Here is a 22,873-nt window from a genome sequence, read left to right as displayed (position 1 = left end):
CCCTAACTTTGCAATTTCTTCGAGACCCTCAAATACACGAAGCTTGCGACCAGGGAAATCAGCAGCATGACGTTGCCGACCGCCGCACCGATCCCGAAATTGTTTTTGGCGAAGGAATATTCGTAAGACAGCGTCCCCAGCAGTTGACTGGCATTCCCCGGTCCGCCCTTCGTCATGATCCAGACCAGATCGAAAATTTTGATGCCGTAGACGACCCCGAGCAAGATGACGATCGCAGAGACCTCCTTCAGCATCGGAAGCGTGATATGCCGGTTTTTCTGGAAGGGACTCGCGCCGTCGATTTCCCCCGCTTCGTACAATTCACTCGGAATCGACTGAAGACCGGCATGCAGTAAGACCATGCAGAAAGGAATCCCGATCCAGATGTTCACGATCACCGTCATTACGAGCGCCGTACTCGGCTGCGACAGCCAGGGAATGCCTTGGTCAATCAAGCCCAATGCATGAAGCGCGTAATTGGCGATGCCGTTGGACCCGCTTAACAGCCAGATCCATACGGTGGACGTGGCCACAATCGGGGTAAACCACGGGGTCAGCAACAGCCCCCGCAGGAAATTGGCGGCCCTGCTAGACTTGTTTAACAGGACGGCCAACAGGAAGCCGATGCTGTACTGGAACAGGATGCTGAAAAACGTGAACAACAACGTATTTCGCAAGGCCGAATAAAACACTCCGTTCTGCAGCAGAGCCCGGTAATTTTCCAACCCGTTAAACGCGCCGTCCCCGTTCATGAACGCCTCGGCATCCATCCGCTGAAACGCCAGATAGAGATTGTAGGTGACCGGGTACAGGTAGAAGACAAGCAAAAAGACGCCTGCCGGCATCAATAACAAGATCCCGAACCATCTGCTTTTGACATGACTCATCTGCGGATCAGTCCTATCGTCGAAATTTCCGGAAAGGGAGAGTCCCTTTCCGGAACCGATCGCTTACTGAATGTTGGCGATCTCCTTGGCGGCCTTGTCAAGCGCGTCCTTCGGCGTCGCCTGTCCAGTCAGCGCGGATTGGATAGCGACTTGCATGATTTTGTCCAGCTTCAAATAACCTTTCTCATCATACATGGGTTTGGCATAAGCCATTTGATCCAGGAAAGGCGTGTATTCCGGGAATTGGCCCTTGAACTCGTCGGATTTCGCTTTGAGCGATGGCAGGTAGCCGAACCCGTGGACCAAGTCGATGTAACGATCTGAATCGGCAAGGTATTCCAGGAACTTGGCCGCCTCTTTCGTCCTGCCCTCATCGCCGGTATTGCCGAGCGAGAAGACTTCGCCTCCGACCGCAACGACCGGTTTCATGCCGGCCTTGGGTACAGGAATCGTTACGACCCCGTATTCGATTCCAGCATCGTTCAATGCCTTGAAATTCCATGGACCGTTCACCATCATCGCCGCATTGCCGGCGACGAACTGATCCACTTCCTGCCCTTGCGCCCAGTTCACGACTTCCTTGGACATCGCTCCGTCCTTGACGAGTTGGGCGAGGAAATCCAGCGCTTCCACGCCTTCGGGAGACGCGACGTTGCTGAAATCCGCCCCGTTGCTCCAGAAGAACGGCTCGAATTGCCATAGCGCTTCGACCGTGTTCGTGGCGGATACGGCGAGACCGTACCTGCCGTCCTTCGATAAAACCTTCGCGGAACTCGCGAGCTCCGCCCACGTCGTCGGGGGATTGATCCCGGCATCGGACAGCAGCTTCTTGTTGTAAAACAATGCCAAGTCGTTCGCGCCGGCGATCTGCACGCCGTACACTTTACCGTCGGTTGCGGTGCCCGCCTTCACGTTCGCGTCGTAAAATTGGGACAAAAAGTCGCCGTTCACGTAATCCGTCAACGGAACCAACGCCCCATGCAGCGGATCGACGGAAATATAGTTCAGGATGATGATATCCGCCACCTGTTTCGCCGTCGCCGATTGAAGGATCTTCTGGTCGAGGTCGGCAGGCGGAGCGCTTTCCAATTTGATCGTCACATTCGGATTTTGCTGATGGTAATCATCGACGAACTTCTTTAAAATGTCATACTGGGTCTCGCCTTCCGAAAAATAACTTAGCAGTTTCAGTTCCACCGTGTTCCCGGACGAAGCGCCTTTTCCGGAAACCGTGCTCGACGCCCTCGCGGATCCGCCCGAATCGGAACCGCCCGACTTGCCGCATGCGCCAAGCACCGCCGTCAGCAATATACTGACCATGACCATGCCCAACCGTCTTCTCATCGCTTTTGCCCCCTATGATGGAGTGGTTCAAACGTTTCCAGCGTTTCTTACTTCGCCGCGGCGTCCATTCCGAACCAAGCAACCAGCGGGTTCACCGGATCCTCGAACGGCAGGTCGATTGTCCGGTGCGTCCTGGCGGACTGGAAGGCGGCCATCGCGATCTGCATGTTGATCAGAGCGGATCCCGAATCCAGATCGGAAGGCAAGCCGGTCTGGACGCTGAGCGCCAGGTGCTCCACCGATCCTTGGAACCCGGACTTTGCGTCGTCCGGCCACTCGAGCTTCCTCGTTCCGCTTCTGCCCACCACCGTGATCGGCGAGCGGATCTCCGGATAGAAGAGGATCATCCCCTCCTCTCCTACCAGCAGATTGCCCGGTTGAACCTCGTCTTCCGACAGATGGAGGATGCCCTGGACCTCGTTGTCGAATTTCAACTGCATGAGAATCCGGTCTTCGACCGGATGTTCATATCGAATCGTTCTCTTGGATACGTCCGCTTGGGCGAATACGTTGCGAACGTTCGCGTCGTGGGTGTAGAACCGCATCATGTCGATCCAGTGAACCCCCCAGGACATCAGATCCCAGCCGTCGCCGACCCAGGCCTCCAGCCGGAGCAAGCGGCCGATTTCCCCGGCGTCTGCCAGTTCCCGTGCTTTAATGAACGGAAAATCGTACCGGCGTTGATGGTTCACATGCAGCACGATCCCTTTCTTGCGGCAGATCTCGTGCATCTCGAGGGCGTCTTTGTAGTGGACGGTCATCGGCTTTTCGCACAGAATGCCCTTCACGCCCGCTTCGGCGGCTGCCAGCACCATTTCCTTATGCAGGCGGGGCCACGTGCAGATGCTGACCAGATCCGGCCGTTCCGCGTGCAGCATTTCGCGATAATCGGCATACACGCGCTCGACCCCGAAGTGATTCGCGTACGCTTGGGCATTGTCCATGGCGATATCCGCGACGGCGCACAGCGTCGTCAACGTCGATGATACATAGCCTTGTCCGTGCAAATACGCGATGCCGAATCCTTGCTTGCCGTCATTCGAGACCGCGTTCGGGCGCCCGCACCCGATGACCGCTGCTCTCCATGTTGTCATGGATTCTCCATCTCCCTTGTCTCTATATGGAACCCGCATGCGCGTCCGTTCTCCGAATCTATGAAAGCGATTACCTCCTTGGCCCGACTTGGTTCCCATTTTAGAATCCGATCCGTGCAGGGACAATTGATAAATCTTTCTTCTTTTTGACCATTTGTCTATTTCGGAGGTACAATGGAATCCAATTACAGAGGAGGGAGGGTGATCGGACCATGCTCGACGCCCATTTCCCCAATATCACGAACACGCTGCTGGTCAGGGATTTCCGGGTCGCCGCTTTCGATTCCCGTTGGTTCGTGGATACCCATTCGCATAAATTGTACGAGCTGCTGTTCTGCTGGGAGGGAGACGTGACCGAGTGGGTGAACAATGAGGAAATCCGCTTCCAGTCGGGCGACGTCTTGCTGCTGCGGCCGGGAGAGCGGCATCGGACATTCAATCACTCCATGAACAACTTTTCCTTTATCGCCATCCATTTCGATCTTGACGATGCCGAGCTTCGCCCGCTGTTGAACCGATCTAGGGTGGGATATATCCGCAAGAGCGAGCTCGGGGATTCCCGGTTGCTCTCCTACGTCCATTATTTCGAATCGTTGGTGCAATCCGCCTTGGTACAGAACCGATACCGGCGAGAGGCGGAGCAGTTGTCCATCGATCTTTCGGCGGCGGACAAGCTGGCGTTGCAAGGATACATCTTGCTTGCGATCTCCGAAGTCGTGAAGCGGTTCGAATCCCTGGACCATTATGCGCAGAACGAATACGCCGCGTCGGCGTCGCATTTCGAGATCGAGATGGCCAACAAAATCGCGACCCTGATCGAGAATAACGTCTATTCCGCCATCTCCGTCAACGAGATCGCTTCCCGTATCGGATGGAGCCGCAGCCAGTGCACGAAGATTTTCAAAAAAGTCTACGGGCAGTCCCCCCGGCAATATCTGAGCGCCATTAAACTCAAAAAAGCCAAGGAATTGCTGCTAGAGAGCGAACTGTCCGTAGACAAGATCGCCGAAATCCTCGGCTTCAGTTCAATCAGCCATTTCAGCCGGCAATTCAAGCGCTGGGCCGGGTTTCCTCCCAATCGCTACCGGCCGAAGCAAAGCCTAGGCAACGCCGCCTTGGCGACAAATGGTCAAAAAACGGGAACATAATTCAATTATCCCGGCAAGCGGATATTTCTATAATGAGAACAATCCGACCGAAAGGCGAGTGATAGCATGCGCGTTGGTTGTTTTGCGCTCGTAGATCCGTTTGCCACGATTGAGCACCAACTCAAAAGAATCAAAGATATGGGATTCGACTATGCGGACGTCACCGATAACAGTGACGGGGGCACGCTCGGCGTCGAATTCGGCTTCTCTTCCGTCATCAGCCTGGACAGCAATCCCTATGACGTCAAGCGGATGTTCGAACAAGCGGGCTTGACGATTACCGCCTACTGCGCCCACGCCAACCTGCTCGACCCGCCCGCGCCATGGCGGTACGGCACGAACCAGATTCTGAAAGCGATCAAAAATGCGGCGGCCATGGGCGTCAACCACGTCGTGACGACCGAAGGGGATCCCAAGACCGAATACGGACACCGACTCACCGAAGACCAACGGATCTTCGCCGTCCTGGACAAGCTCCATGAACCGGTGCGCATGGCCGGGGACTACGGCGTCACGCTGATGCTGGAGCCGCACGGCATCCTGACGGACAGCATCGCCGGCATGGAAAAGCTGCTTCACGGACTGAATTCCGACCATGTGGGCATCAATTTGGATACCGGCAATCTGTGGCTGGGTGGAGGGGACCCGGTCGAATTCATTCGCAAATTCGGACCTAAGATCCACCACGTCCATTGGAAAGACTTGCCTCGGGATATGGAGAAGATCCGCGGCACGGCATTCGGTTGCGGGATGAGCACGATCCCGCTCGGAACGGGAGCCGTCGATATCCGAGGCGCTTTCCAGGCGCTCAAGGAAGTCGGTTTCGACGGCAACACCACGCTCGAGATCGCGGGTGACGATAACGTGCTGGCGAGTCATCGGTTCCTGCAGCAATTGGGTGCGGAATAACCTGGGAAGCAGCGAAAGGACCGTCAAGGAGAAATTCGTCCCTGACGGTCCTTTCGTTTCTTGCCTCGCAGTCGCGAATCGGTTCCTCCCGAATTATACTTTCACCCTGCGCGGGAGTTTTTTCTCAACGCAAGAAACAACCATCCGCAAAAGGATGGTCACAAATGCCCGATTGTCTCATGAACAGAAAGAGGGTACCCCGGGGGTACCCTTCAGACACGCGATGTTTGGCCGCGAAAACGGGACAAGGCTCACACCGGAGTCGAGCCGTCGTAGGTGGCGAGGATCTTGTACAGGTCCGGGCGCCGGTCGCGGAAAATGCCCCATTCGATGCGCTGAACCTCCAGCTGGTCCAGATCGAACTCGGCGGTCAGCACCGTTTCCTCCGTGCGTCCCGCTTCCTCGACCTTATTCCCCGCGGGTCCGGCGATGAATGACGAGCCGTAGAAATTGATCGAGGAATCCTCGTCCGACTCCGTGCCGATCCGGTTCGACGCGACGACCGGGATAAGATTGGCAGCCGCATGGCCGAGCATGCAGGTTTGCCAGTGATCCTTGGAATCGATCGAGCTGTCCTGCGGCTCCGAGCCGATCGCCGTCGGATAGAACAGCAGCTCGGCGCCCATCAGGGTCATGCAGCGGGCCGCCTCCGGGTACCACTGGTCCCAGCAGATCCCGACGCCGATTTTGGCATAACGCGTTTTCCATACCTTAAAGCCGGTGTCGCCCGGGTTGAAGTAGAACTTCTCCTCGTAACCCGGACCGTCCGGAATATGGCTTTTGCGGTAGCTGCCCAGCACCTCGCCGTCCGCGTCGATGACCGCGAGGGAATTGTAGCGGGCGTAGTTCTTCTTCTCGTAGAAGCTGATCGGCAGCACGACGCCCAGTTCCTTGGCCACGCCCCGGAAATGGTTGACGGCCCGGTTCTGCTCCAGCTCCGTCGCGTACTGGTAGTAGCACGACTTTTCCTTCTGGCAGAAGTACGGGGTCTCGAACAGCTCCTGCAGCAGGATGATCTGCGCGCCACGGCCGGCCGCCTCCCGGACCAAAGCCTCGGCTTTGCGGATGTTGTCCTCGATGTCCCAGGTGCAGCTCATCTGCGTAGCGGCGACTTTCACTTTGCGCATCGGTTCGTCCCTCCTCTAATCGGGAGTTCGACTCCCGTCAAACTCCCTCCGCTTATACGGGCATTTGCTGGGTCGTACAGTGGACGTTGCCGCCCTCGCGGATGACGCCCATGCCGTCGACGGTCCGGATTTCGCGGTCCGGAAACGCCGCTTGCAGCGCCTGCGCGGCAAGCCGGTCGGTCTCCTCCGCCTCTCCGCCGAACACGGGCAGGATAATGCCCCCGTTCACGAAATAAAAGTTGAGATAGCTCAGCGTCAGGCGATTGCCCTCATGCTCCCGGTAAGGCGGCTGCTGGATCGGCACGATCTCGAGCCGGCGCCCCCGGGCGTCCGTCGCCTCGCGCAGCGTCCGCAGGTTGTCCTGCGCTATGGCGTAATTCTCGTCCTGCGGATCGTCGCACACCTGCAGGATGACTTTGCCGGGCGCCGCGAAGCAGGCGACGTTGTCCACGTGGCCGTCGGTCTCGTCCCCGCTCAGGCCGCGGCGCAGCCAGATCACCTTATCGATGCCCAAATAATTCCGAAGGTACTCCTCGATCTGCTCCCGGCTCAGCTCCGGGTTGCGGTTCGGATTGAGCAGGCACTCCTCCGTCGTGATCAGCGTCCCTTCGCCGTCGACGTGGAAGGAACCGCCCTCCATGACCAAGGGCGCGTCGAACCGCTTCTTGCCGAAGTGGTCCAGAATGCGCGGAGCCACCTGATCGTCGAGATCCCAAGGCGCGTACTTGCCGCCCCAAGCGTTGAACTTCCAGTTGATGCCCGCCACGTCGCCTTTGCCGTTCTTGACGAAGGTCGGCCCGTTGTCCCGCAGCCAGGCGTCGTTATGTTCCACGGCCAGGCATTCGATCCGCATATTGCCGGCGAACCGCGCCCGGACCGTCTCCAGGTCGGACGGATTCACGATGACCGTGACCGGCTCGAACTCGGAGATCGCTTGGATCGTCTCGGCATACGCGCCGCATACGCCTTCGTATTCATCGGGATAGCACATGGAAGCCTGGATCGGCCAGGATATCAGCGTTCTCGCATGCTCGGCCCATTCGGGCGGCATCGCGTAAGACAACTCTCTAGGGAAGGTCATTGTGCACCTCATGTCCGAAATGGAAATTCGCAAGCGGACGGACGAACGATTGCCGCCCGTACGAACCAATACCCATCATATAATAATTCGGTCCCGTATTGAAGAGGTAGGTCCGCTGCGTTCTGTCGGGCGGTCCTCCCGTCCGATAACGCCGCGGTTCGGGGCTCGGCATACAAGGAACAACCCGGCGCGGCCGTAAGGCCGATCCGGGCTGCGGAGGATTCAATCCTTGAATTTGAACAAATCGGACGACAGGTAACGCTCGCCCGAGTCGGGCGCGAGGCAGAGCACGCGAGCGGACTCCGGCAGTTGCCCGGCGATCTTCACCGCGAAATAGGCGGATGCCGCCGAGGAGGCCCCGACGAGGATGCCCTCCTTGGCCGCCAGCTCCCGAGCCATCGTCTGGGCGTCGTCGTCTTCGATCTTCAGAATCTCGTCGTAGATCGACCGGTTCAGGATCGAAGGAACGAAGCCCGGCCCGGTGCCGGGAATTTTATGCGGGCCCGGCCGGCCCCCCGACAACACCGGCGATCCGGCCGGCTCCACCACGTAGATCTTGAGCGAAGGAATTTTCTTCTTCAGCTCTTCCCCGGTTCCCGTGACGGTTCCGCCCGTCCCGGCCGTCAGCACCAGCGCGTCCAGCTTCCCTTCGAACGCCTCGTAGATCTCTACGGCGGTCGTCTGGCGGTGCGCGTCTGCGTTGGCGGGATTCTCGAACTGCATCGGGATAAAGCTGCCGGGGGTCGACTTCGCCAGTTCCTCGGCCCGTTCGATGGCTCCCTTCATGCCTTTGGAAGCCGGAGTCAGCACCACCTGGGCGCCGTATCCCCGCATGACGAGCACGCGTTCCTTCGTGGCGTTCTCCGGCATCGTAATGATGCAAGGGTAGCCCTTCGCGGCGCATACCATCGCGAGGCCGATACCGGTGTTGCCGGAGGTCGGCTCGATGATGGTCGAACGGCCCGGCGCGATTTTGCCTTCTTGTTCGGCCTGCGCGATCATGTTGGCCGCCGCCCGGTCCTTCACGCTCTTCCCGGGATTGAAAAATTCCAGCTTCATATAGACGGACGCGCCCGATTCGGCAACGACCCGGTTCAGCTTGACGACCGGGGTATCGCCGATCAGATCGATGACCGAGGATACGGCTCTTGCCATAACCGCCACTTCCTTTATTTTTGGGATGTCTATGTCAATCTTCGAGCCCCAGCAGGCGCATGATGTTCCGCCGATGCTCGGCGAACGCTTCGCTGCTGCGGTCCCGCGGCCTCGGCTGGTCGATGCGGATCGTCTCCACGATCTGCCCCGGCCTTGCGCTCATGACATAGATTTTATCGGCGAGATAGAGCGCCTCGTCGATATCGTGCGTGATCAGCAGCATCGTCTTGCCGGAACCGGACCAGATGTCCAGCAGCTCGTTCTGCATCGACAGCCGGGTGAGCGCGTCCAGCGCGCCGTACGGCTCGTCGAGCAAGAGCACGTCCGGGTCCATGACCAATGCCCGGGCGATCGACGCCCGCTGCTTCATGCCGCCCGACAGCTGCGACGGGTAATACCGGTTGAAGCCGCCCAAGTTGACCTTCTCCAGCACCTCGTTCACGCGCCGGATCCGCTCCGCTTTCGGGACGCCGGCCAGCTCCAGGCCGAGCCCGACGTTATCCTCGACGGTGGACCAAGGGTATAGGGCGTGCTCCTGGAAAATCAGCATGCGCGCGGGAGAGGGACCTTCGATCGGCACCCCGTCCGCCAGCGCCTGGCCTTCGGACGGATTCTCCAGCCCGGCGAACATGCGCAGCGCCGTGCTCTTGCCGCATCCGGAAGGACCGACGATGGCCGCGAACTCCCCTTGCTCGATCCGGATGTCGATCTCCTTCAACACCTGCAAAGCGCCGAATCGTTTTCCGACTCCGCGAAGCTCCAGCGTCTGCATCTACCGGTCCCCCCCTCCCTTAATGTACCGCCACCGCAGCAGGCGGCGCTTGAGCATTTCCAGCACGAAATGGTCCAGGAACGTGGCGATGGCTCCGATCACGATGATGTACATGATCACGCCCTCCATGTCCGCCACTTCCCCGGAGAAGCTGATGGCGAAGCCCAAGCCGACCGCCGCGCTGCCGACCATCTCCCCGGCGATCAGGGAGCGCCAGGCGTTGCCGAAGGCCACTTGCGCCCCGGTGATGAAAGCGGGCAGCGTCTCGGGCAAGTACACTTTGCGGAGCAGCTGCCCCTTCTTCGCGCCCAGCACCTTCGCCACTTCGATGTGCGTATGGCTGACGCCTTCCGTCCCGTTCATGACCGACAGCGCCATCGGGAAGAAGCTGGCGATGACGATGATCGTGATGATCGGCACGTCGCCGAACCCGTATAGGATCACCAGAAACGGAAGCCAGGTGATCGGCGGGATCGACTGCAGGATGCCGATCAAGCTGCGCAAATAAACCGCGAAGCTGCGGGAAAGTCCCGCCAGCAGCCCCAGCAGGCCTCCGAGGAAGCAGGCGATCGGAAACCCGATGCCGAGCCGGTACAAGCTGGCGCCGAGCGAGTGCCAGAATGCCGCGTCTGCCAGCTCGTCCCCCAGCCGCGCGAACACGGCGGAGATCGAAGGAATGACGATCGGCGTCCGCAGGTGACCCAGCTGCAGGAGGAGAAGCAGGGTGAGCGCCGCGGTCAGGAACGGCCAAAGCGGCCTCCAAATATTGCGAAGTCGGTTATTCATGCGGTCAACATCCTAGCGCTTATTTTTGTTGGTTCTGCCAAGTCAAATCCAGCGCTTGCTGGACGTCCAGCTTGTTCTTCAGGATGCCCTGGTCGACCATCATTTGGACGACGTCCTGCATGCGGGAGACGTCTTGCTCGTTCAGCGCCCACTCGAACGTCTGGGACTTGATCGCGGAGGAGATGACGTCCTGCGCTTTGACTTCCGTGCCGTCCGTCTTCTTTATCGTATCCTCTTTAATGAATTCCTTCGTAATATAACCCGCGGCCTTGTCCGGATCGTTCTGAAGCATATCAATCGCTTCTTTCTGCGCGTCCAGCATCCGGTTCACGGCGTCGCGGTTGTTCTTCAGCATATCCCCGGTCGTGATGACCACCATGCAGGGGAACGGCCACTCCTTGCCGATTTCGTACACTTCCTTCACCGGGTAAGACAGCTTGGCGATCGAGCTGTAGGGCTCGAACACGAACGCGCCGTCCACTTTGCCCGCCGCCAGCGATTGGATCGCCACGGCCGGCGACACGTATTGCATCGTCACGTCCTGCTTCGCCAAGCCCGCATCCTTCAGCACGACGCCGTTCCAGACGACGTCGGCCGTGCTGCCTTGCTTCTGGGACGCGACGCTTTTGCCCTTCAGCTGGTCCACGGTCAGGATGCCGCTGTCGGCGCCGACCAGGAGGCTGTGGTAGCCGATCTGCGCGCCGCCGACGATTTTCAGATCGGAGCCCTTGTCCAGCCACGACAGCGCATTGGTAAAGCCGAGCACGCCGCCGTCGACTTGGCCGCCGACCATGGCTTTGATCAAATCGGTGCCGCTGGCGAATACTTTCATATCGACATCCAGGCCGTGCTGCTTGTAAATGCCGGCTTGGTAGGCCAGGATCGTCTGCGCGTCGTCCATGACGCTGAGATAGCCCAGGGTCAGCTTTTGCGGCTTGGCCGATTCCGCCGGCGCGCCGCCTTCCGCTTTATCGTCTTTCCCGCCGCACGCGGCGAGACCGAATACCATCGCGATCAGGAGAACGACTCCCAACATTTTCTTGCTTCGTGCCATCATGCCATAACCCCTCCGTCTGTCGAATTTGCTGCCTGTTTAAAAAAGAACGGTTCCGATTATAGCACGAATTCCGAGTATACGCATAGACTTTAAATCGAATTCGAGCTATACTGATTCGTGCGTCGCACCCGAATCCGACGAAAGGGGGATCCCGCGTTTGAAAATATCGGCCGCCTTCTTGCCGCGTTCCGGATTCGGCCGGATCGTTGCCGCGACCGTCGCCGCATGCGTCTGCGCCATATTGCTGGCATACGGCTGGGACAAGATCCGTCCCCCCGCGGCGAAGAAAACCCCGTTCACCCCGGAGCAGACGTATTACCAGCAGCTCATCTACGCCGTGAACGAAATGCATAACCAATTGGCGCAAATGAACGGGCTCCGCCTGCAAGGGAAACCGGCCGAGGCCCCGGACAAGTTGGACCGGCAGACCGCCTACGCGGACTCCTTGATGCCGGCGACGGATTCGCCGCCCGAGGAGCTGACGGTCGCGCTCAGCCTGGCCCAGGACCTGCAGCGGTCCTACAGGCAGTATGCGGCCGCCGTGAAAACCGGCGACTCCTCCCAAGCGGATGCCGCTTACCGGCAGTCGGAAAGCGAATATCGCAAGTTCCAACAGAACGGCGACCTGATCCTGATTCTCTCCGCCTACAACGGCGTGAACCTATACTGCCACTAGCGAAAGGGAGCCCCGCGCGGGCTCTCTTTTCGTTTTACGGCGCCGCTCTCGCTCGTCCCCCGATGGGAGAAAAGTAGGAGTGGGACGGACGGCCCGCCGCCTCACTGGGAGCGCAATCCTATTTTGTCCCTAACGGACGGAATTGGGACCTTTCGGCGATCGTTTTTCCGCGCCTCCCCCCCTATAATGAAGCCATCCAAGCCGCTTCCGAATCGGCAGCGGCAAGAACGGAGAGCCATTCTAGGAGGTACCTGAAACGCATGAGCAACGCCTTATACGCGGAGGAGAAAGCCTTGGGCATTCTCGGAACCATGGAATTCCTCCGAAACGACATCTGTTCGTTCAGCCTGCGAAAGCTGAAGTCCCACCATCCGGAAACGTATCGCCATTCCATTCGCACGGCCAATCTCTGCACGCGCCTTTACGATGCCTTGAAACTCGATCCGGCGGGCAGGGATCGGATGATCCGTTCCGCCTTGATGCACGATATCGGCAAGCTGAGCGTTGATCCGAGACTGTTGGACCAGTTGGATCTGTTGACGCACGAGGAGTGGCTCCGATTGAAGGACCACTGTCCAAGCGGTTTGGAAATCGCGAGGCAGACGGGGATCCTGCCTTACATTCAAGAAGACGTGATTTTATTCCACCACGAGAATTTGGACGGGACCGGCTATTTCGGCCTCAAAGGGGACCAACTGTCCCTCGAGGTCAGAATCGTGCGGGCCGCGGACTGCTTGGATACGATGACCGGCTTCCGCGCCTATGGCCGGACGGGGGACGCGCGGGAAGTATTCGAGGAGATGTACCACTGGCGGGACATCCACTTCGATCCGGCCGTGCTGGATGCGCTCCATCGCCTGATTCGTCCATTACTCGCGAAGGAAGGTGCCGATGATGGCCTCCACCCGATTGGTGAATAATTTGAAGCGGCAATTGATCCAGACGTACCGGCAGTTCGGGCAGCTGACCCATCCGGAGGTCGTGCGGGTCAGCCAGCTGCTGGACCACGCGCTGAACGAGCTGAATGGCCGACCCTCCGCTCGCTCCTCCGGCCATCATTCCCAACCCTAACAATTGAATAAACCCCCAAAATCCGATAAAATATCCAAGAACTCGCCGCAAGCTCGACTATGCCTGGGGGTGGCGTCTAATGGATTATGCCAGAAGCGGAGACACTTGCCTGGATGCCGTATTGCAAGGCGGAATTCCGAGCGGTTCCGCCGTCGTTCTGGAAGGAGCGCCCGGCACGGGCAAAACCACGCTCGCCTTCCAATTCCTCCATTACGGAGCGGTGCAGGAGAACGAGCCCGGCATCTACGTGACGTTCGAGGAGCTCCCGGATCAGCTGTATCAGGACATGGGCGCGTTCGGCTGGGACCTGAGGGAGCTGGAGAAGCGGAACCTGCTTCGCGTCATGTGCATGTCCCCGAAACTGTTCATCGAACAAATTTCCAAAGCCGGCGGTCTCGTCGAGCACGTGATCCAGGAAATGCGGTGCAGACGGCTCGTCGTCGACACCATCAGCCTGCTCAGGTTCGAAGCGGAAGAACTGGGCGCCTACCGCAAACTGTTCTACAGCCTGCGCAACGCCTTGCGCAAATTCGGCATCACCGCCCTGCTGCTGCAGGAGACGGATTCCTCCGAAGCGGACCGGATCCCGATCGAGAACTACGTCTCGGACGGCGTCATCCGGCTGTCGCTGAAATGCCACATGGAAAATTACCGCAAACGGACGCTTGAGGTTTTGAAAATGCGCGGCTCCCCCATTCTGGAGGGAGAACACCATTATAAAATCACGGATCGGGGCATCCACGTCGTGCCTTCCCTGTCCTCGGTCCAGGACAAGCTCCAGGATATCGGCCAGCCGGTCAAGACGGGTTTCCCGAAGCTGGACCGCCTGCTGTTCGGAGGCATTCCCACCGGTTCTTCCTTTCTGGTCGATACGAACAGCAAGGCCAATTACAAGTACTTCATCGCTTCGATCATCACGGAACACTTGAAAGCGGGCTTTCGCGTAATCGCTTTCATTAATAGCCTGTCCACGCTGGAGGACATGGTGACGAAATACCGGCTGTTCGGCGTCGACCTCATCCGGGAAGTCCGCGAAGGACGGTTTTACATCATCGAGCACTACGGCCGCAGCTATCCCGCCGACCTTCAGCCTTCGATCATCGACGTCAGCCATACGGACCCGCAATCGTTCCAGCAAATCCTGAAGGACCGATTGGGCCCGGTCATATCCGAAAGCACGGCGAACGGAGACCATTGGTTCGCTTATTACGATCTGAACTCCGTCTTCTCCCAGCAAGGCATCGACTTCGTACGGCGCTTCTACTCCGAAGAAATGTCGATCGCGCGGTCGGTCGGCCTTACGGTGGTGGCGCTCTGCAATTTCGCGGAAATCCGGAGCGACCTTGCCTCTTATCTGGAGAGATCCAGCAACGGGGTGATCCGCACCTGGGTGGACGGGGGCTACCAGTACATGCAGCTAGTAAAGTCCCCTTATTCGGTCATCTCGGAGCCATTGATCGCCGTCAACATCCCGGAGATGCCTTATATGAAACTGGTGTAGGGAGGATCGACCGATGACGACGAGCGATTTGCTGCTGCGGATCGAATGCACGGCGTTTTTCCGGCAAAATCCGTATACGTTCGAGACGGAAGAAGGCATCGCGCTTCGCCTGGGGAGAGTAGGCGCAGACGTGCGGCCGGCCTTGGAGCATCTGGTGGACAGCGGGATCCTGAACCGGATCGGGGAAGGAAGCTCCGCGATTTACCGTTATCTTCAGCCTTTAGTCCAAGAGGAGCGGGAGTTCCTGTGAGGGAGGGACCCGCCCAGTCTGCCGTGTTGGAGGATATGCTGAGGTTTCTGCGGCTGGACGGATGGTTTGCCGTACTCACGGACCGTTCAGGCGCGAAACGGGACCAAGCACCGGTCACGTTCCTCGATGTCCTGATCCGGGAGAACATCCTATGGGCCTCCCCTCCCAGCCATTGGCTGCATAAACTGGACGGATTGAGCCGTCCGGTCGCGATGGAATTGGACGTCGCCGGCATCTACGTCGGCGTGTCTCCGCTCCAATGGAACCGCGAAATGCTGTATGTCTGGACCTGCGAAGGGCTGGAACGCCAGGCGAAAAGACGGCTGATCGATTGCCTGGAGGAACGCGGCGATCCGTCCGGGGAATGGCGGGCCGCGGTCGAAGCGGCTCCCGAACTGCCGGCCGCCGACAAAGACAAGCTGCAGCGGCAGCTGGACCGGTGGGCGCGGCTGGCCCGGATCGTCGCGGAAAGCCGATCGGAGGGCAGCTTGCAGGACGGCCCGTATGTCGAGATTCTCTTGAAAGCCGCGGAGCGTTGGCGCGACGGGCATTTGGAGACGGCGCCATTCTTAAGCCAATTTCTCCGGGACGCCGGGGATACCGCTTTCGGCGGCTTCGCCCAAGCGGTGGAAGAGGGCGGCGCGTTCCGCATCGCGGAGACGGTTAACCCTCGGCATGGACGGATGGTCGGCGCGGAATTCCGGCTGGGCGAGGGTTTTCTCGGCCAAGCCGCCATGATCGGGGAAACGCTCAGCTGGGGGGACATCCGGCACGATCCCCGCAGCCGATTTTTCGCCCCCTTCGGCATCGAACCCCGGAGCCTGATCTGCGTTCCGGTTTCGGACGGCCGGCAAGCGGTCGGGCTCTTGTTCTGGGGCAGCTGCGCAGGCGACGGGGAACTGCCCGCCGTTACGGCCCCGGCGCAGGCGCTGGCCGCGCTGTATGGCGCCTATCATTCGGCGGCGGAGCTCGCCAAAGCGTATCAGAAGCAGAAAATCTATCTTTCCTCCCTGATCGAAATCACGAAGCTCGTTCAGATGATCCCGGATCTCAAGGGACTTCTGGCCATGCTCGTGGACATCAGCCTGAACCTGGTCGAGCATGCACGGTCCAGCCTGCTTTTGTTCGTGCTGCCGGGAAAGGGCAAAGCCAGCATCGTGTCCCGCGGTTTGGCGGAGGAGCAGGCGCAGGAATACGGCAGGGCGCTGATTTCCCGATTCATCGATTCGCCCGCGCCGCCGGACCGGCCGGTCCAAGGGGATCCCCTTTGGGGCGGAAAGTCCATCGAATGCCCGGTCGTCACCCGCGGCCAAGTCCGGGGCGTGCTCTGCGTCTCCCTCCCCGGTAACCGGAACTTCGAAGAATACTCGGACGTTTTCCAGGCTCTCATGACCCTGGTCTCCGCGGCGATCGAAAGCGCCGCGTCCCGGGAAGCCGTGCCGGAGACGGACCGCGAGGTTACGCTCTTGCATGAATCCATGGGCCAATGGGATCCCGAACGGCATGCGCGGAATGCCCAGGCCGGGCAGCTGGCCGCGGAGTTCGCGGACACTCTGCCGCCGGAGGCCGGCACCGTCTCCCTGGTCTCCTCGGCGTGTCTGGTCTGCTCCTATTCCGCGGAATTTCTCCGGACGTTTTTGAACGATCGAGCGGAAATCGCCGATCTCGTGGAGGAATTCCAACGTTTCCGCAAGGCCGGCGCTTCGGCGGGATCGGGAAGCTGCAGCACGGCCTGCCAGATCATGCTCCTGACGTTCGCGCACTTGGAAGGGAACGGGCGGCCGGAGGCAGCGGAGCGGCTCGGCGCCGTTGCCGAGCCGCTCCGGGAATCGTTTCAACGCTTCCTGAACGGAAGGATCACGGCGGCGTTCGAAACGAGGATCGGCCCCGAGCCGGAATCCGGCGTCCCTTCCCTTCCGCTCGCCGATCTCATGGAGCCGTACAAGCTGTCCTCCCGGGAATTGGAGGTGTACGCCCTCATGGCCCAGGGCCGGAACAACCGGGAAATCGCCGAAGCCCTGTATATCAGCGACAACACGGTCAAAAACCATATCACGAAATTGTTCCACAAACTAAACGTAAGCGACCGCGCGCAGGCGATCGCTTTGGCTTACCGTTCCCATTTCGATTGACAATGGACGGCGGGCCGGCGAGCTAAGGCTCGTCCCGGTTCGCCAGCCTCTCCTGCGCGAGGCGGATCATCTCGCGAACCATCGATCCGCCGATTTTGCCCCCGACCTTGCCGGCCGACCCCGTCGACAACTCCCCGTTGTCCCCGGGCTTCAGCGGAACGCCGAGGTCGCGGGCGACTTCGTATTTCACGTCGTCCGGCCGGCTCGGGTTCACCGCGTATCCTTCCCGTTTCATGACGTCGGCCTTGAAGCTTTGCATCCCCTGCTCCGCACCGGGCACCACGTACCTTCTGCGCCTGGACACCTCGATCCCCTCCTTCGGGCGTTTTCCCTAACATGCCCGGGAGGCGGCGCGGCCATTCCCTTCACTGAACGATCCCGTTTCTCAGCGCCATCACGACCGCTTGGGTCCGGTCCTCGCACCCGAACTTTTGGAGGATCCGATGGACGTGCGACTTTACGGTCCCCTCCGCGATGAACAGCTTCCGCGCGATCTCGTCGTTGCGCAATCCGTAGGCCATTTCCTGCAAAATCTCCCGTTCCCGCTCCGTGAGCGGCTCCATGCCTTCCGGACGGACCGCCGTACCCGGCGCTCCGGGAGACGCGGGCACCTCGGAAGACGCGAGCCGGGACAAGGCCGACGCCGCCGAGCCGGTACGGTACGCCGCCTCGCCCCGATACGCGGATCGGACCGCTTCCAGCATGTCCTCCACGTCCGCGTCCTTGAGCAAATAGCCGACCGCCCCCGCCCGAATGCCCTGGTAGATGTAATCTTGGTCATCGAAGGTCGTTAAAATGACGATTTTGGTTGCCGGCTGCCGGCCCACGATTCGCCGGGCGGCTTCGATGCCGGACATGCGGGGCATTTGGACGTCCATCAGGATGACGTCAGGACGCAGCCGTTCGGCCCGTTCGACCGCCTCTTCCCCGTCCGAGGCTTCACCCGCCAGCTCCATGTCGGGCTGCAGGCCGATCACGTATCCGAACCCCTGGCGGATCATCGTTTGATCGTCCGCAAGCAACACTTTGATTTTGCCGTCCCGATCCATGCGCTCACCCCCTTTTTCGATCCTCTTGACGTTCGGGTTGCCCCTCATCCGGAATTTCCGCGACGATTTCCAATCCGTTCGGGGCGGCCGCGGCATAGCGGAGACTGCCGCCCAGCACTTCCAGCCGGGCTTTCATCGTCCGGAAGCCGAAGCCTTCGCGGATTTCGCCGCCGGGTTCCAACGTTCCGTTATCCCGGATGCGCAATACCGTTGTCCCTGATCCGCGGGAGAGCGCGACCTCGAGGCGGGTCGCACCGGAATGCCGGATAACGTTCGTGACGGCTTCCTGAAGCACCTTGAATAAAACGGCGTACGCTCCTTCCGCCGGCTCCTCGTCACCCAGCTCGGCATGGAACGAATACCGGATGCCGGAGGTGGACTCCATTCGGGAGAGGAGCGCCTTGAGGGAGGAGACGCCGGAGAAAGACGCGTCGTCGGCCAAGGCGTGAACGGATACCCGAATGTCCTGCAGCCCCTGCCGGGCCGTGCCCAGCATCGCCTCCAGCGTTTCCTGCGCCCTGTCCGGGTTTTCCTTGACCATGTACCGCAGGGCTTGGATTTGGACGATCAGCGAGTTCAGGCTGTGTCCGACGGCGTCGTGGATGTCTTTGGCGATCCGCGTCCTCTCCTCCAGCACCGCTTGGCGCATGGAATCGGCCGACGCCTCCTGCAGCCGCTCGTACGCTTCCTGGAGCTCGGCCAAATGGCGTTTGTTCTCCTCGAACAGTTCGTTTCTCTTGATGCGGTTGCGGAGATTGAGCGAGAGCACCGTTGCCAAAGCGGCAAACGACAGCAGGTTGATCAGGGTTTCTTGTCCGAACCGGATATACAGTCCCGAGACCGCCAGCATGACGGCGATCGCCGGGAACGCCGGCAGCGGGGGAAGCTTCGATTGGGCAAGGAAGAAGCGATTCGCGACCACCAGCAAGGCAACGGCCGCCACATAGAGGAGCTTGGCATCCCGGAATATCGCCCACACGGCCGACGTTTCGGCAACCAAGACGCATGTCGCCGCGATGACGAGCCCTTTGGTCCACCGGGCGCGGGGAACCAATAGAACGCAGCAGAACGTGACCCATACGGCCGCATTCAGAACCGTCTGCAGCGGCGGGCCCGAGAAAAACCGGCCGTAAGCCATGAACGCGAAGATGATGGCCGCTGCGGCGAGCGGTCTTGCGTACGTCCGGAATTGATCCGGCATGCACCATTCCCCCTTGCCAGCATTGTAGCCCAGCCCCCGCGCCAATCCAAGCGAAAGGACGAAGAACGGCCGCATTTCTATCTGCAGATAGAGACCGCGGAGGCCGAAGTGCTATCCCCGGAGAGACGATCGAGGGGCGCGCTTTCGGTAAGATGGAGTCATCGTTCATGAATGGGGGAGGAAATGAAAGAATGGATACGCAATACTGGGTCATCCTGGCGATCGGCGCGTTTATGGTATACCGGATTTACCGGCGCGTGCTTCGGAATTTGACGTGGCAGCCGCTTAGCGTGAAATCCTTGACCGTCTATACGGTTCTGTTCGGCGTGGTTGGGCTGTTGTTCTTCGCGGAGGGAGCCTCCCATGCCGTGAGCCTGATTTCGGACTTCGTCGGCATTCTCCTGGGCGCCGCGTTGGCCGCGGTGAGCGCGGCGAATACCCGCTGCGAGCAGCAGGGGGGACAATGGAAGTACCGGACGAACCCCTGGATCGGCGGCCTCGTCATCGTCCTCTTCATCGGGCGCCTCGTTTTCCGCGTGTACCAGTTGATCGAGACGGACGCTTTCTCCGAAGGCGCCTCCGGCACTCTCTCCGCCATGGCCGGCGGTTGGACGTCCGGACTCCTGTTGGTCCTGTTCGCTTACTATGTCGTCTACAATTCGTTGCTGCTGCGCCGCGCGAAAGCACGCGCATAATTTCGTCCCGGGCTTCCAAAATAGAAAGGATGCCTGGAGACGGGAGGGACGGCGGCGCATGTTGGATAACCTGGAAAGCCAGTATGATTGCTCGAACGCGGGCGAAGACCTCCACCAGCTGAAACAGGAGCTTGCGGCCCTTCGCGGGCAAGGCTCGGAAGACGCGGAGACGCAGGAGAGGATCAACCGGCTGGAAAACCAAATCTCGTTCATCCATAACAAATGCGGCATTCAGCCTCGGGGATGAACGTACAACGAACAAGAACGCTAACGGTCATGAACCGTTGGCGTTCCCATTTATCGGGGCTCTCTGATGATCGTTTTCAATTGCGCACCCCTTCGCGGAGCAACCGTTCAACCTCTCAGCCGTCCATGGAATGATCGAACGTATTCTCGATTCGTTTTCCGTCAAAATACTCCTTCTCATCCATCCTGAAGCAGATCCGTATTAAATCCGCATTGGTACGCGATTGCCTCCAGTAAAGTCGATTTTCCGGATCCGTTCTCTCCCACAAAAAACGTGACCGGGTTTTCGAAATCCAAGGACTCAAGCCCTCTAATCGCCGGCACGGTAAAGGGATAGGCGTTCAAGTCGGTTATTTTCTCCCGGAGAAGAGTGACGCTGCGCAAAAACAAAGGAATCCCTCCTGCAGTGTGAATGATTTTGCGCATCGCTGCCCGTTCGTGGAACAAGCTGCCGGATTCGAGATCGGCAGCCTGTCGTCGATGTGCTATCGTTCTGTAATGAGCTAGAGGATAATCCTCAACATGCGGTTGGCTCCTTTTTGAAACTCGTAGCCCGCGGTGATTTCCTCGGTCGATAAGCCTTGTTGGTGTGCAAAGGAGAGGAGATCATCCAATCGATCGTATCTTTCCGCTGCAAGGTTGGTCAAAGGGAATATCCGAATTTCCCGCCTCGTCACTCGAATCATCTCTTGGATCGTTTTTACATGGAAATCGTAGCCGAGTCTGTCCGAGTACATAAAGAGAAAGTGCGCGGACAACGTCATATCGAATTGCTTGTCCTCAAACGGCAGGGAAGGCAAAGTTGCAGGGACATACCGTGCGGGGTGCAGTTTCATATCGTTGAAGCAATCGGTTAATGCTTGGTAGCGATGGTTTTTCAAGTCCTCTATGGACTTGAAATCATCCCATACGTAGCTCGATTGCACACTCTCCATTTTGGCCATGGCGTGATCCAAATCTTGAACGCCTTTTTTCCGCAGTTCCTCAACGTCATGAAAATAGGCGATATCCGATGCGGTTACATCCGCGCCGAGTCGGTTCGCCCATGCCGTGAACGAACAGGCTCCAGCGGGGCAATCCAATATGGACCGCCCCCTTAATTCCGGTTTCGTTAGGTTGAACATGGACAGGTATTCCTCGAATGTCCGGCCGATAAAAACGATACGGCTTAAATCCAATTTCGTCTCTTTGCTCATCTCCGCTCACCTTTCCTCTGCTCAACTCATCTCAACTCCATCTACAAGCATTAAATGCATGTAGATGATTTTACAGCAATCCTATCCATTCTGAAATGAAACATCGTCGCGGCCCCCTCCACTTGGGAGGTTCGTTATATTCACCTTATTCGAATCGTAACGGATATCCATCTCCACAACAGCCTTCATAGTAGTAACCTGCTTCTCTTTCATCCGGCGCGCGGAGCATGGAGTGTCGGGCAAGTTGTCGTATTCCTGCGCACAAGTAGAGACGTTTCCCGTCACCGCGGAGTTGTTGCTTTCGCGCAATAATTCGGCCGACTCTACCCCCGCGTCTTAGGAACTCACGTCCAAATCCCGACGCTCCCACTAAGTTATTGCCCGAAGTTTCGCGCCGACGCTGCCCATTTCCTGTAACACCCGCAATATGTACAGGTCTTATCGGCGGTTACTCCGCATTTGGCGGGTCTACGGAAAAATCGACTGCAGCTTCTGCAGTCGATTGGGTGGAAATCGCGAAATTTTCGAAAATGAACGGTACGTTTTATAGTCGATTGTGTCCAACCTCGGCCATCTATCCGGCGCAAACGTCGGCAAACCATCGCGTTACGGAATGTCGAGCAGTCCCTTGCAAACGTCAGCAAACAGCGCCTTACAACCCGTAAAATCTCGCGGCGGTTCCGCCCAGCACCGCATCCCGCTCCTCGGGCGAGCGGCCGCCCAGCACATCCAGCGTCGCTTCCCACACGCGGCGATACCCGCCCGCCAGGTTGGCGACCGGCCAGTCGCTGCCGAACATCAGCCGTCCGGCGCCGAACGCCCGGAACGCTTCCTCCACGCAGGGCATCCAATCCTCGGCGCTCCAGTCGTTCCAGTCGCAGGCGGTGTTCAGTCCGGACAGCTTCGCGCAGACGTTCGGGTACTCGGCCGCTTCCCCCAGCTGCCGGGCCCATTCCTCCAGGTTCCCGTCCCGGATCGGCGGCTTCGCCAAATGGTCGAGCACCATTCGCAAGTTCGGCACTTTCTCCGCCAAGTACGGCACGTGGCGAAGGTGGTTGGGGTAGACGGCTACGACGTCGAACGGCAGCGCGAACGACGCCAGCATCTTCAGCCCTTCGATCACCTCGTCCCTCACGATCCAGTCGGGATCGGCTTCGCAGTGGATCAGATGGCGGACGCCTTTGAAATACGGATTCTTCGTCAACCGTTCCAACTGCTTGCCGGCCTCATACGGACGATCGAGCGGCACCCAGCCGACGACGCCCTTCACCCGCTCGGCCTCCGCCGCTTTCTTCAGCAAATAGGCCGTCTCCGCCTCGTGATCGGCCGCCTGCACGAGGACCGCGCCGGCGATGCCGGCCTCCTCGAGCAGCGGGGCCAACTCGGGCGGTTCGATATTGCGGTACAACGCCCCGTCGGCCGGCGTCGGCCAGTCGTACCGGACCTTCTCGACGTTCCAGACGTGCACGTGGGCATCGATTCTGAAAGACATGGCA

General features: G+C 59.3%; 24 protein-coding genes and 1 pseudogene. 10 read left to right on the top strand and 15 right to left on the bottom strand.

The window, feature by feature from the left end; all coding sequences use genetic code 11:
- Positions 1-2: 2 nt before the first annotated feature.
- The 3 genes from PTZ19_RS06760 to PTZ19_RS06750 all read right to left on the bottom strand — a co-directional run bounded on the left by PTZ19_RS06760 (position 3) and on the right by PTZ19_RS06750 (position 3,325).
- Positions 3-887 carry a carbohydrate ABC transporter permease gene (locus tag PTZ19_RS06760; protein ID WP_276353295.1) on the bottom strand — a complete coding sequence of 295 codons (885 nt, stop codon included), beginning with the start codon at positions 885-887 and terminating at the stop codon, positions 3-5.
- A gap of 63 nt (positions 888-950) precedes the next feature.
- Positions 951-2,231 carry an ABC transporter substrate-binding protein gene (locus tag PTZ19_RS06755; protein WP_276353294.1) on the bottom strand — a complete coding sequence of 427 codons (1,281 nt, stop codon included), beginning with the start codon at positions 2,229-2,231 and terminating at the stop codon, positions 951-953.
- A 47-nt stretch (positions 2,232-2,278) separates the two neighbouring features.
- Positions 2,279-3,325, bottom strand: coding sequence for a Gfo/Idh/MocA family protein (locus tag PTZ19_RS06750; RefSeq protein ID WP_276353293.1), 1,047 nt, complete (start codon positions 3,323-3,325; stop codon positions 2,279-2,281).
- A gap of 212 nt (positions 3,326-3,537) precedes the next feature.
- Between PTZ19_RS06750 and PTZ19_RS06745 the strand changes: the two genes are divergently transcribed.
- Both PTZ19_RS06745 and PTZ19_RS06740 read left to right on the top strand, forming a co-directional pair.
- Positions 3,538-4,473 carry a helix-turn-helix domain-containing protein gene (locus tag PTZ19_RS06745; protein WP_276353291.1) on the top strand — a complete coding sequence of 312 codons (936 nt, stop codon included), beginning with the start codon at positions 3,538-3,540 and terminating at the stop codon, positions 4,471-4,473.
- Between the two features lie 66 nt (positions 4,474-4,539).
- Entirely contained in the window at positions 4,540-5,382 is an 843-nt protein-coding gene (locus PTZ19_RS06740; RefSeq protein WP_276353290.1) for a sugar phosphate isomerase/epimerase family protein, read from the top strand.
- Between the two features lie 251 nt (positions 5,383-5,633).
- Here the strand turns inward: PTZ19_RS06740 and aguB are convergent, their stop codons facing one another.
- From aguB to PTZ19_RS06710, 6 genes are all read right to left on the bottom strand, one after another.
- The gene (aguB, locus tag PTZ19_RS06735) at positions 5,634-6,509 is read right to left on the bottom strand and encodes an N-carbamoylputrescine amidase (protein WP_276353289.1); all 876 of its coding nucleotides are present in this window, start codon (positions 6,507-6,509) and stop codon (positions 5,634-5,636) included.
- A gap of 52 nt (positions 6,510-6,561) precedes the next feature.
- A complete protein-coding gene (locus PTZ19_RS06730) occupies positions 6,562-7,590 on the bottom strand; it encodes an agmatine deiminase family protein (protein ID WP_276353288.1) in 1,029 nt (342 codons plus the stop codon).
- Between the two features lie 222 nt (positions 7,591-7,812).
- Positions 7,813-8,745, bottom strand: coding sequence for a cysteine synthase A (gene cysK, locus PTZ19_RS06725; RefSeq protein ID WP_276353286.1), 933 nt, complete (start codon positions 8,743-8,745; stop codon positions 7,813-7,815).
- A gap of 34 nt (positions 8,746-8,779) precedes the next feature.
- On the bottom strand, positions 8,780-9,517 hold the full coding sequence (locus PTZ19_RS06720) for an ABC transporter ATP-binding protein (protein ID WP_276353285.1): 738 nt from the start codon (positions 9,515-9,517) through the stop codon (positions 8,780-8,782).
- Positions 9,518-10,303, bottom strand: coding sequence for an ABC transporter permease (locus tag PTZ19_RS06715; protein WP_276353284.1), 786 nt, complete (start codon positions 10,301-10,303; stop codon positions 9,518-9,520).
- 19 nt (positions 10,304-10,322) lie between these two features.
- The gene (locus PTZ19_RS06710) at positions 10,323-11,360 is read right to left on the bottom strand and encodes an ABC transporter substrate-binding protein (RefSeq protein WP_276353283.1); all 1,038 of its coding nucleotides are present in this window, start codon (positions 11,358-11,360) and stop codon (positions 10,323-10,325) included.
- A gap of 157 nt (positions 11,361-11,517) precedes the next feature.
- Between PTZ19_RS06710 and PTZ19_RS06705 the strand changes: the two genes are divergently transcribed.
- The 6 genes from PTZ19_RS06705 (at position 11,518) to PTZ19_RS06680 (ending at position 16,990) form a co-directional block, all read left to right on the top strand.
- Positions 11,518-12,036: a hypothetical protein gene (locus PTZ19_RS06705; RefSeq protein ID WP_276353282.1), complete on the top strand. Its 519-nt coding sequence runs from the start codon at positions 11,518-11,520 to the stop codon at positions 12,034-12,036.
- A gap of 260 nt (positions 12,037-12,296) precedes the next feature.
- Positions 12,297-12,956 carry an HD-GYP domain-containing protein gene (locus tag PTZ19_RS06700; protein WP_276353281.1) on the top strand — a complete coding sequence of 220 codons (660 nt, stop codon included), beginning with the start codon at positions 12,297-12,299 and terminating at the stop codon, positions 12,954-12,956.
- On the top strand, positions 12,928-13,107 hold the full coding sequence (locus tag PTZ19_RS06695) for an aspartyl-phosphate phosphatase Spo0E family protein (RefSeq protein ID WP_276353280.1): 180 nt from the start codon (positions 12,928-12,930) through the stop codon (positions 13,105-13,107). The genes PTZ19_RS06700 and PTZ19_RS06695 overlap by 29 nt, the downstream gene beginning before the upstream one ends.
- A gap of 79 nt (positions 13,108-13,186) precedes the next feature.
- Positions 13,187-14,608, top strand: a complete 1,422-nt coding sequence (locus PTZ19_RS06690) for a DUF7125 family protein (RefSeq protein ID WP_276353279.1) — start codon at positions 13,187-13,189, stop codon at positions 14,606-14,608.
- A gap of 13 nt (positions 14,609-14,621) precedes the next feature.
- Positions 14,622-14,858, top strand: a complete 237-nt coding sequence (locus PTZ19_RS06685) for a hypothetical protein (RefSeq protein WP_276353278.1) — start codon at positions 14,622-14,624, stop codon at positions 14,856-14,858.
- On the top strand, positions 14,855-16,990 hold the full coding sequence (locus tag PTZ19_RS06680; RefSeq protein ID WP_276353277.1) for a helix-turn-helix transcriptional regulator: 2,136 nt from the start codon (positions 14,855-14,857) through the stop codon (positions 16,988-16,990). Before PTZ19_RS06685 ends, PTZ19_RS06680 begins: the two co-directional genes overlap by 4 nt.
- Before the next feature lie 22 nt (positions 16,991-17,012).
- Here the strand turns inward: PTZ19_RS06680 and PTZ19_RS06675 are convergent, their stop codons facing one another.
- The 3 genes from PTZ19_RS06675 to PTZ19_RS06665 all read right to left on the bottom strand — a co-directional run bounded on the left by PTZ19_RS06675 (position 17,013) and on the right by PTZ19_RS06665 (position 19,240).
- Positions 17,013-17,249: an alpha/beta-type small acid-soluble spore protein gene (locus PTZ19_RS06675; RefSeq protein ID WP_422614982.1), complete on the bottom strand. Its 237-nt coding sequence runs from the start codon at positions 17,247-17,249 to the stop codon at positions 17,013-17,015.
- A gap of 106 nt (positions 17,250-17,355) precedes the next feature.
- Positions 17,356-18,039: a response regulator gene (locus PTZ19_RS06670; protein WP_276353274.1), complete on the bottom strand. Its 684-nt coding sequence runs from the start codon at positions 18,037-18,039 to the stop codon at positions 17,356-17,358.
- A gap of 4 nt (positions 18,040-18,043) precedes the next feature.
- A complete protein-coding gene (locus PTZ19_RS06665; RefSeq protein WP_276353273.1) occupies positions 18,044-19,240 on the bottom strand; it encodes a sensor histidine kinase in 1,197 nt (398 codons plus the stop codon).
- Between the two features lie 191 nt (positions 19,241-19,431).
- On the opposite strand from PTZ19_RS06665, the gene PTZ19_RS06660 reads away from it, so the two are divergent.
- Positions 19,432-19,935 (top strand): CcdC protein domain-containing protein, encoded by a 504-nt coding sequence (locus tag PTZ19_RS06660; protein ID WP_276353272.1) that lies wholly within the window; start codon positions 19,432-19,434, stop codon positions 19,933-19,935.
- A gap of 58 nt (positions 19,936-19,993) precedes the next feature.
- Entirely contained in the window at positions 19,994-20,182 is a 189-nt protein-coding gene (locus tag PTZ19_RS06655) for a DUF2524 domain-containing protein (RefSeq protein ID WP_276353271.1), read from the top strand.
- A 197-nt stretch (positions 20,183-20,379) separates the two neighbouring features.
- Here the strand turns inward: PTZ19_RS06655 and PTZ19_RS06650 are convergent.
- The 3 genes and pseudogenes from PTZ19_RS06650 to PTZ19_RS06640 form a co-directional block, all read right to left on the bottom strand.
- Positions 20,380-20,571, bottom strand: a pseudogene (locus tag PTZ19_RS06650) (AAA family ATPase); the annotation flags it as partial.
- 113 nt (positions 20,572-20,684) lie between these two features.
- A complete protein-coding gene (locus PTZ19_RS06645; protein ID WP_276353270.1) occupies positions 20,685-21,377 on the bottom strand; it encodes a class I SAM-dependent methyltransferase in 693 nt (230 codons plus the stop codon).
- Positions 21,378-22,029: 652 nt separating this feature from the next.
- Positions 22,030-22,869, bottom strand: coding sequence for an amidohydrolase family protein (locus PTZ19_RS06640; protein ID WP_276353269.1), 840 nt, complete (start codon positions 22,867-22,869; stop codon positions 22,030-22,032).
- Between the last annotated feature and the right edge of the window lie 4 nt (positions 22,870-22,873).

The sequence above is a fragment of the Cohnella caldifontis genome (assembly GCF_029360585.1).
GTDB classification, from domain to species: Bacteria; Bacillota; Bacilli; order Paenibacillales; family Paenibacillaceae; genus Cohnella; species Cohnella caldifontis.
This window is presented reverse-complemented; position numbering and strand designations above follow the sequence as displayed.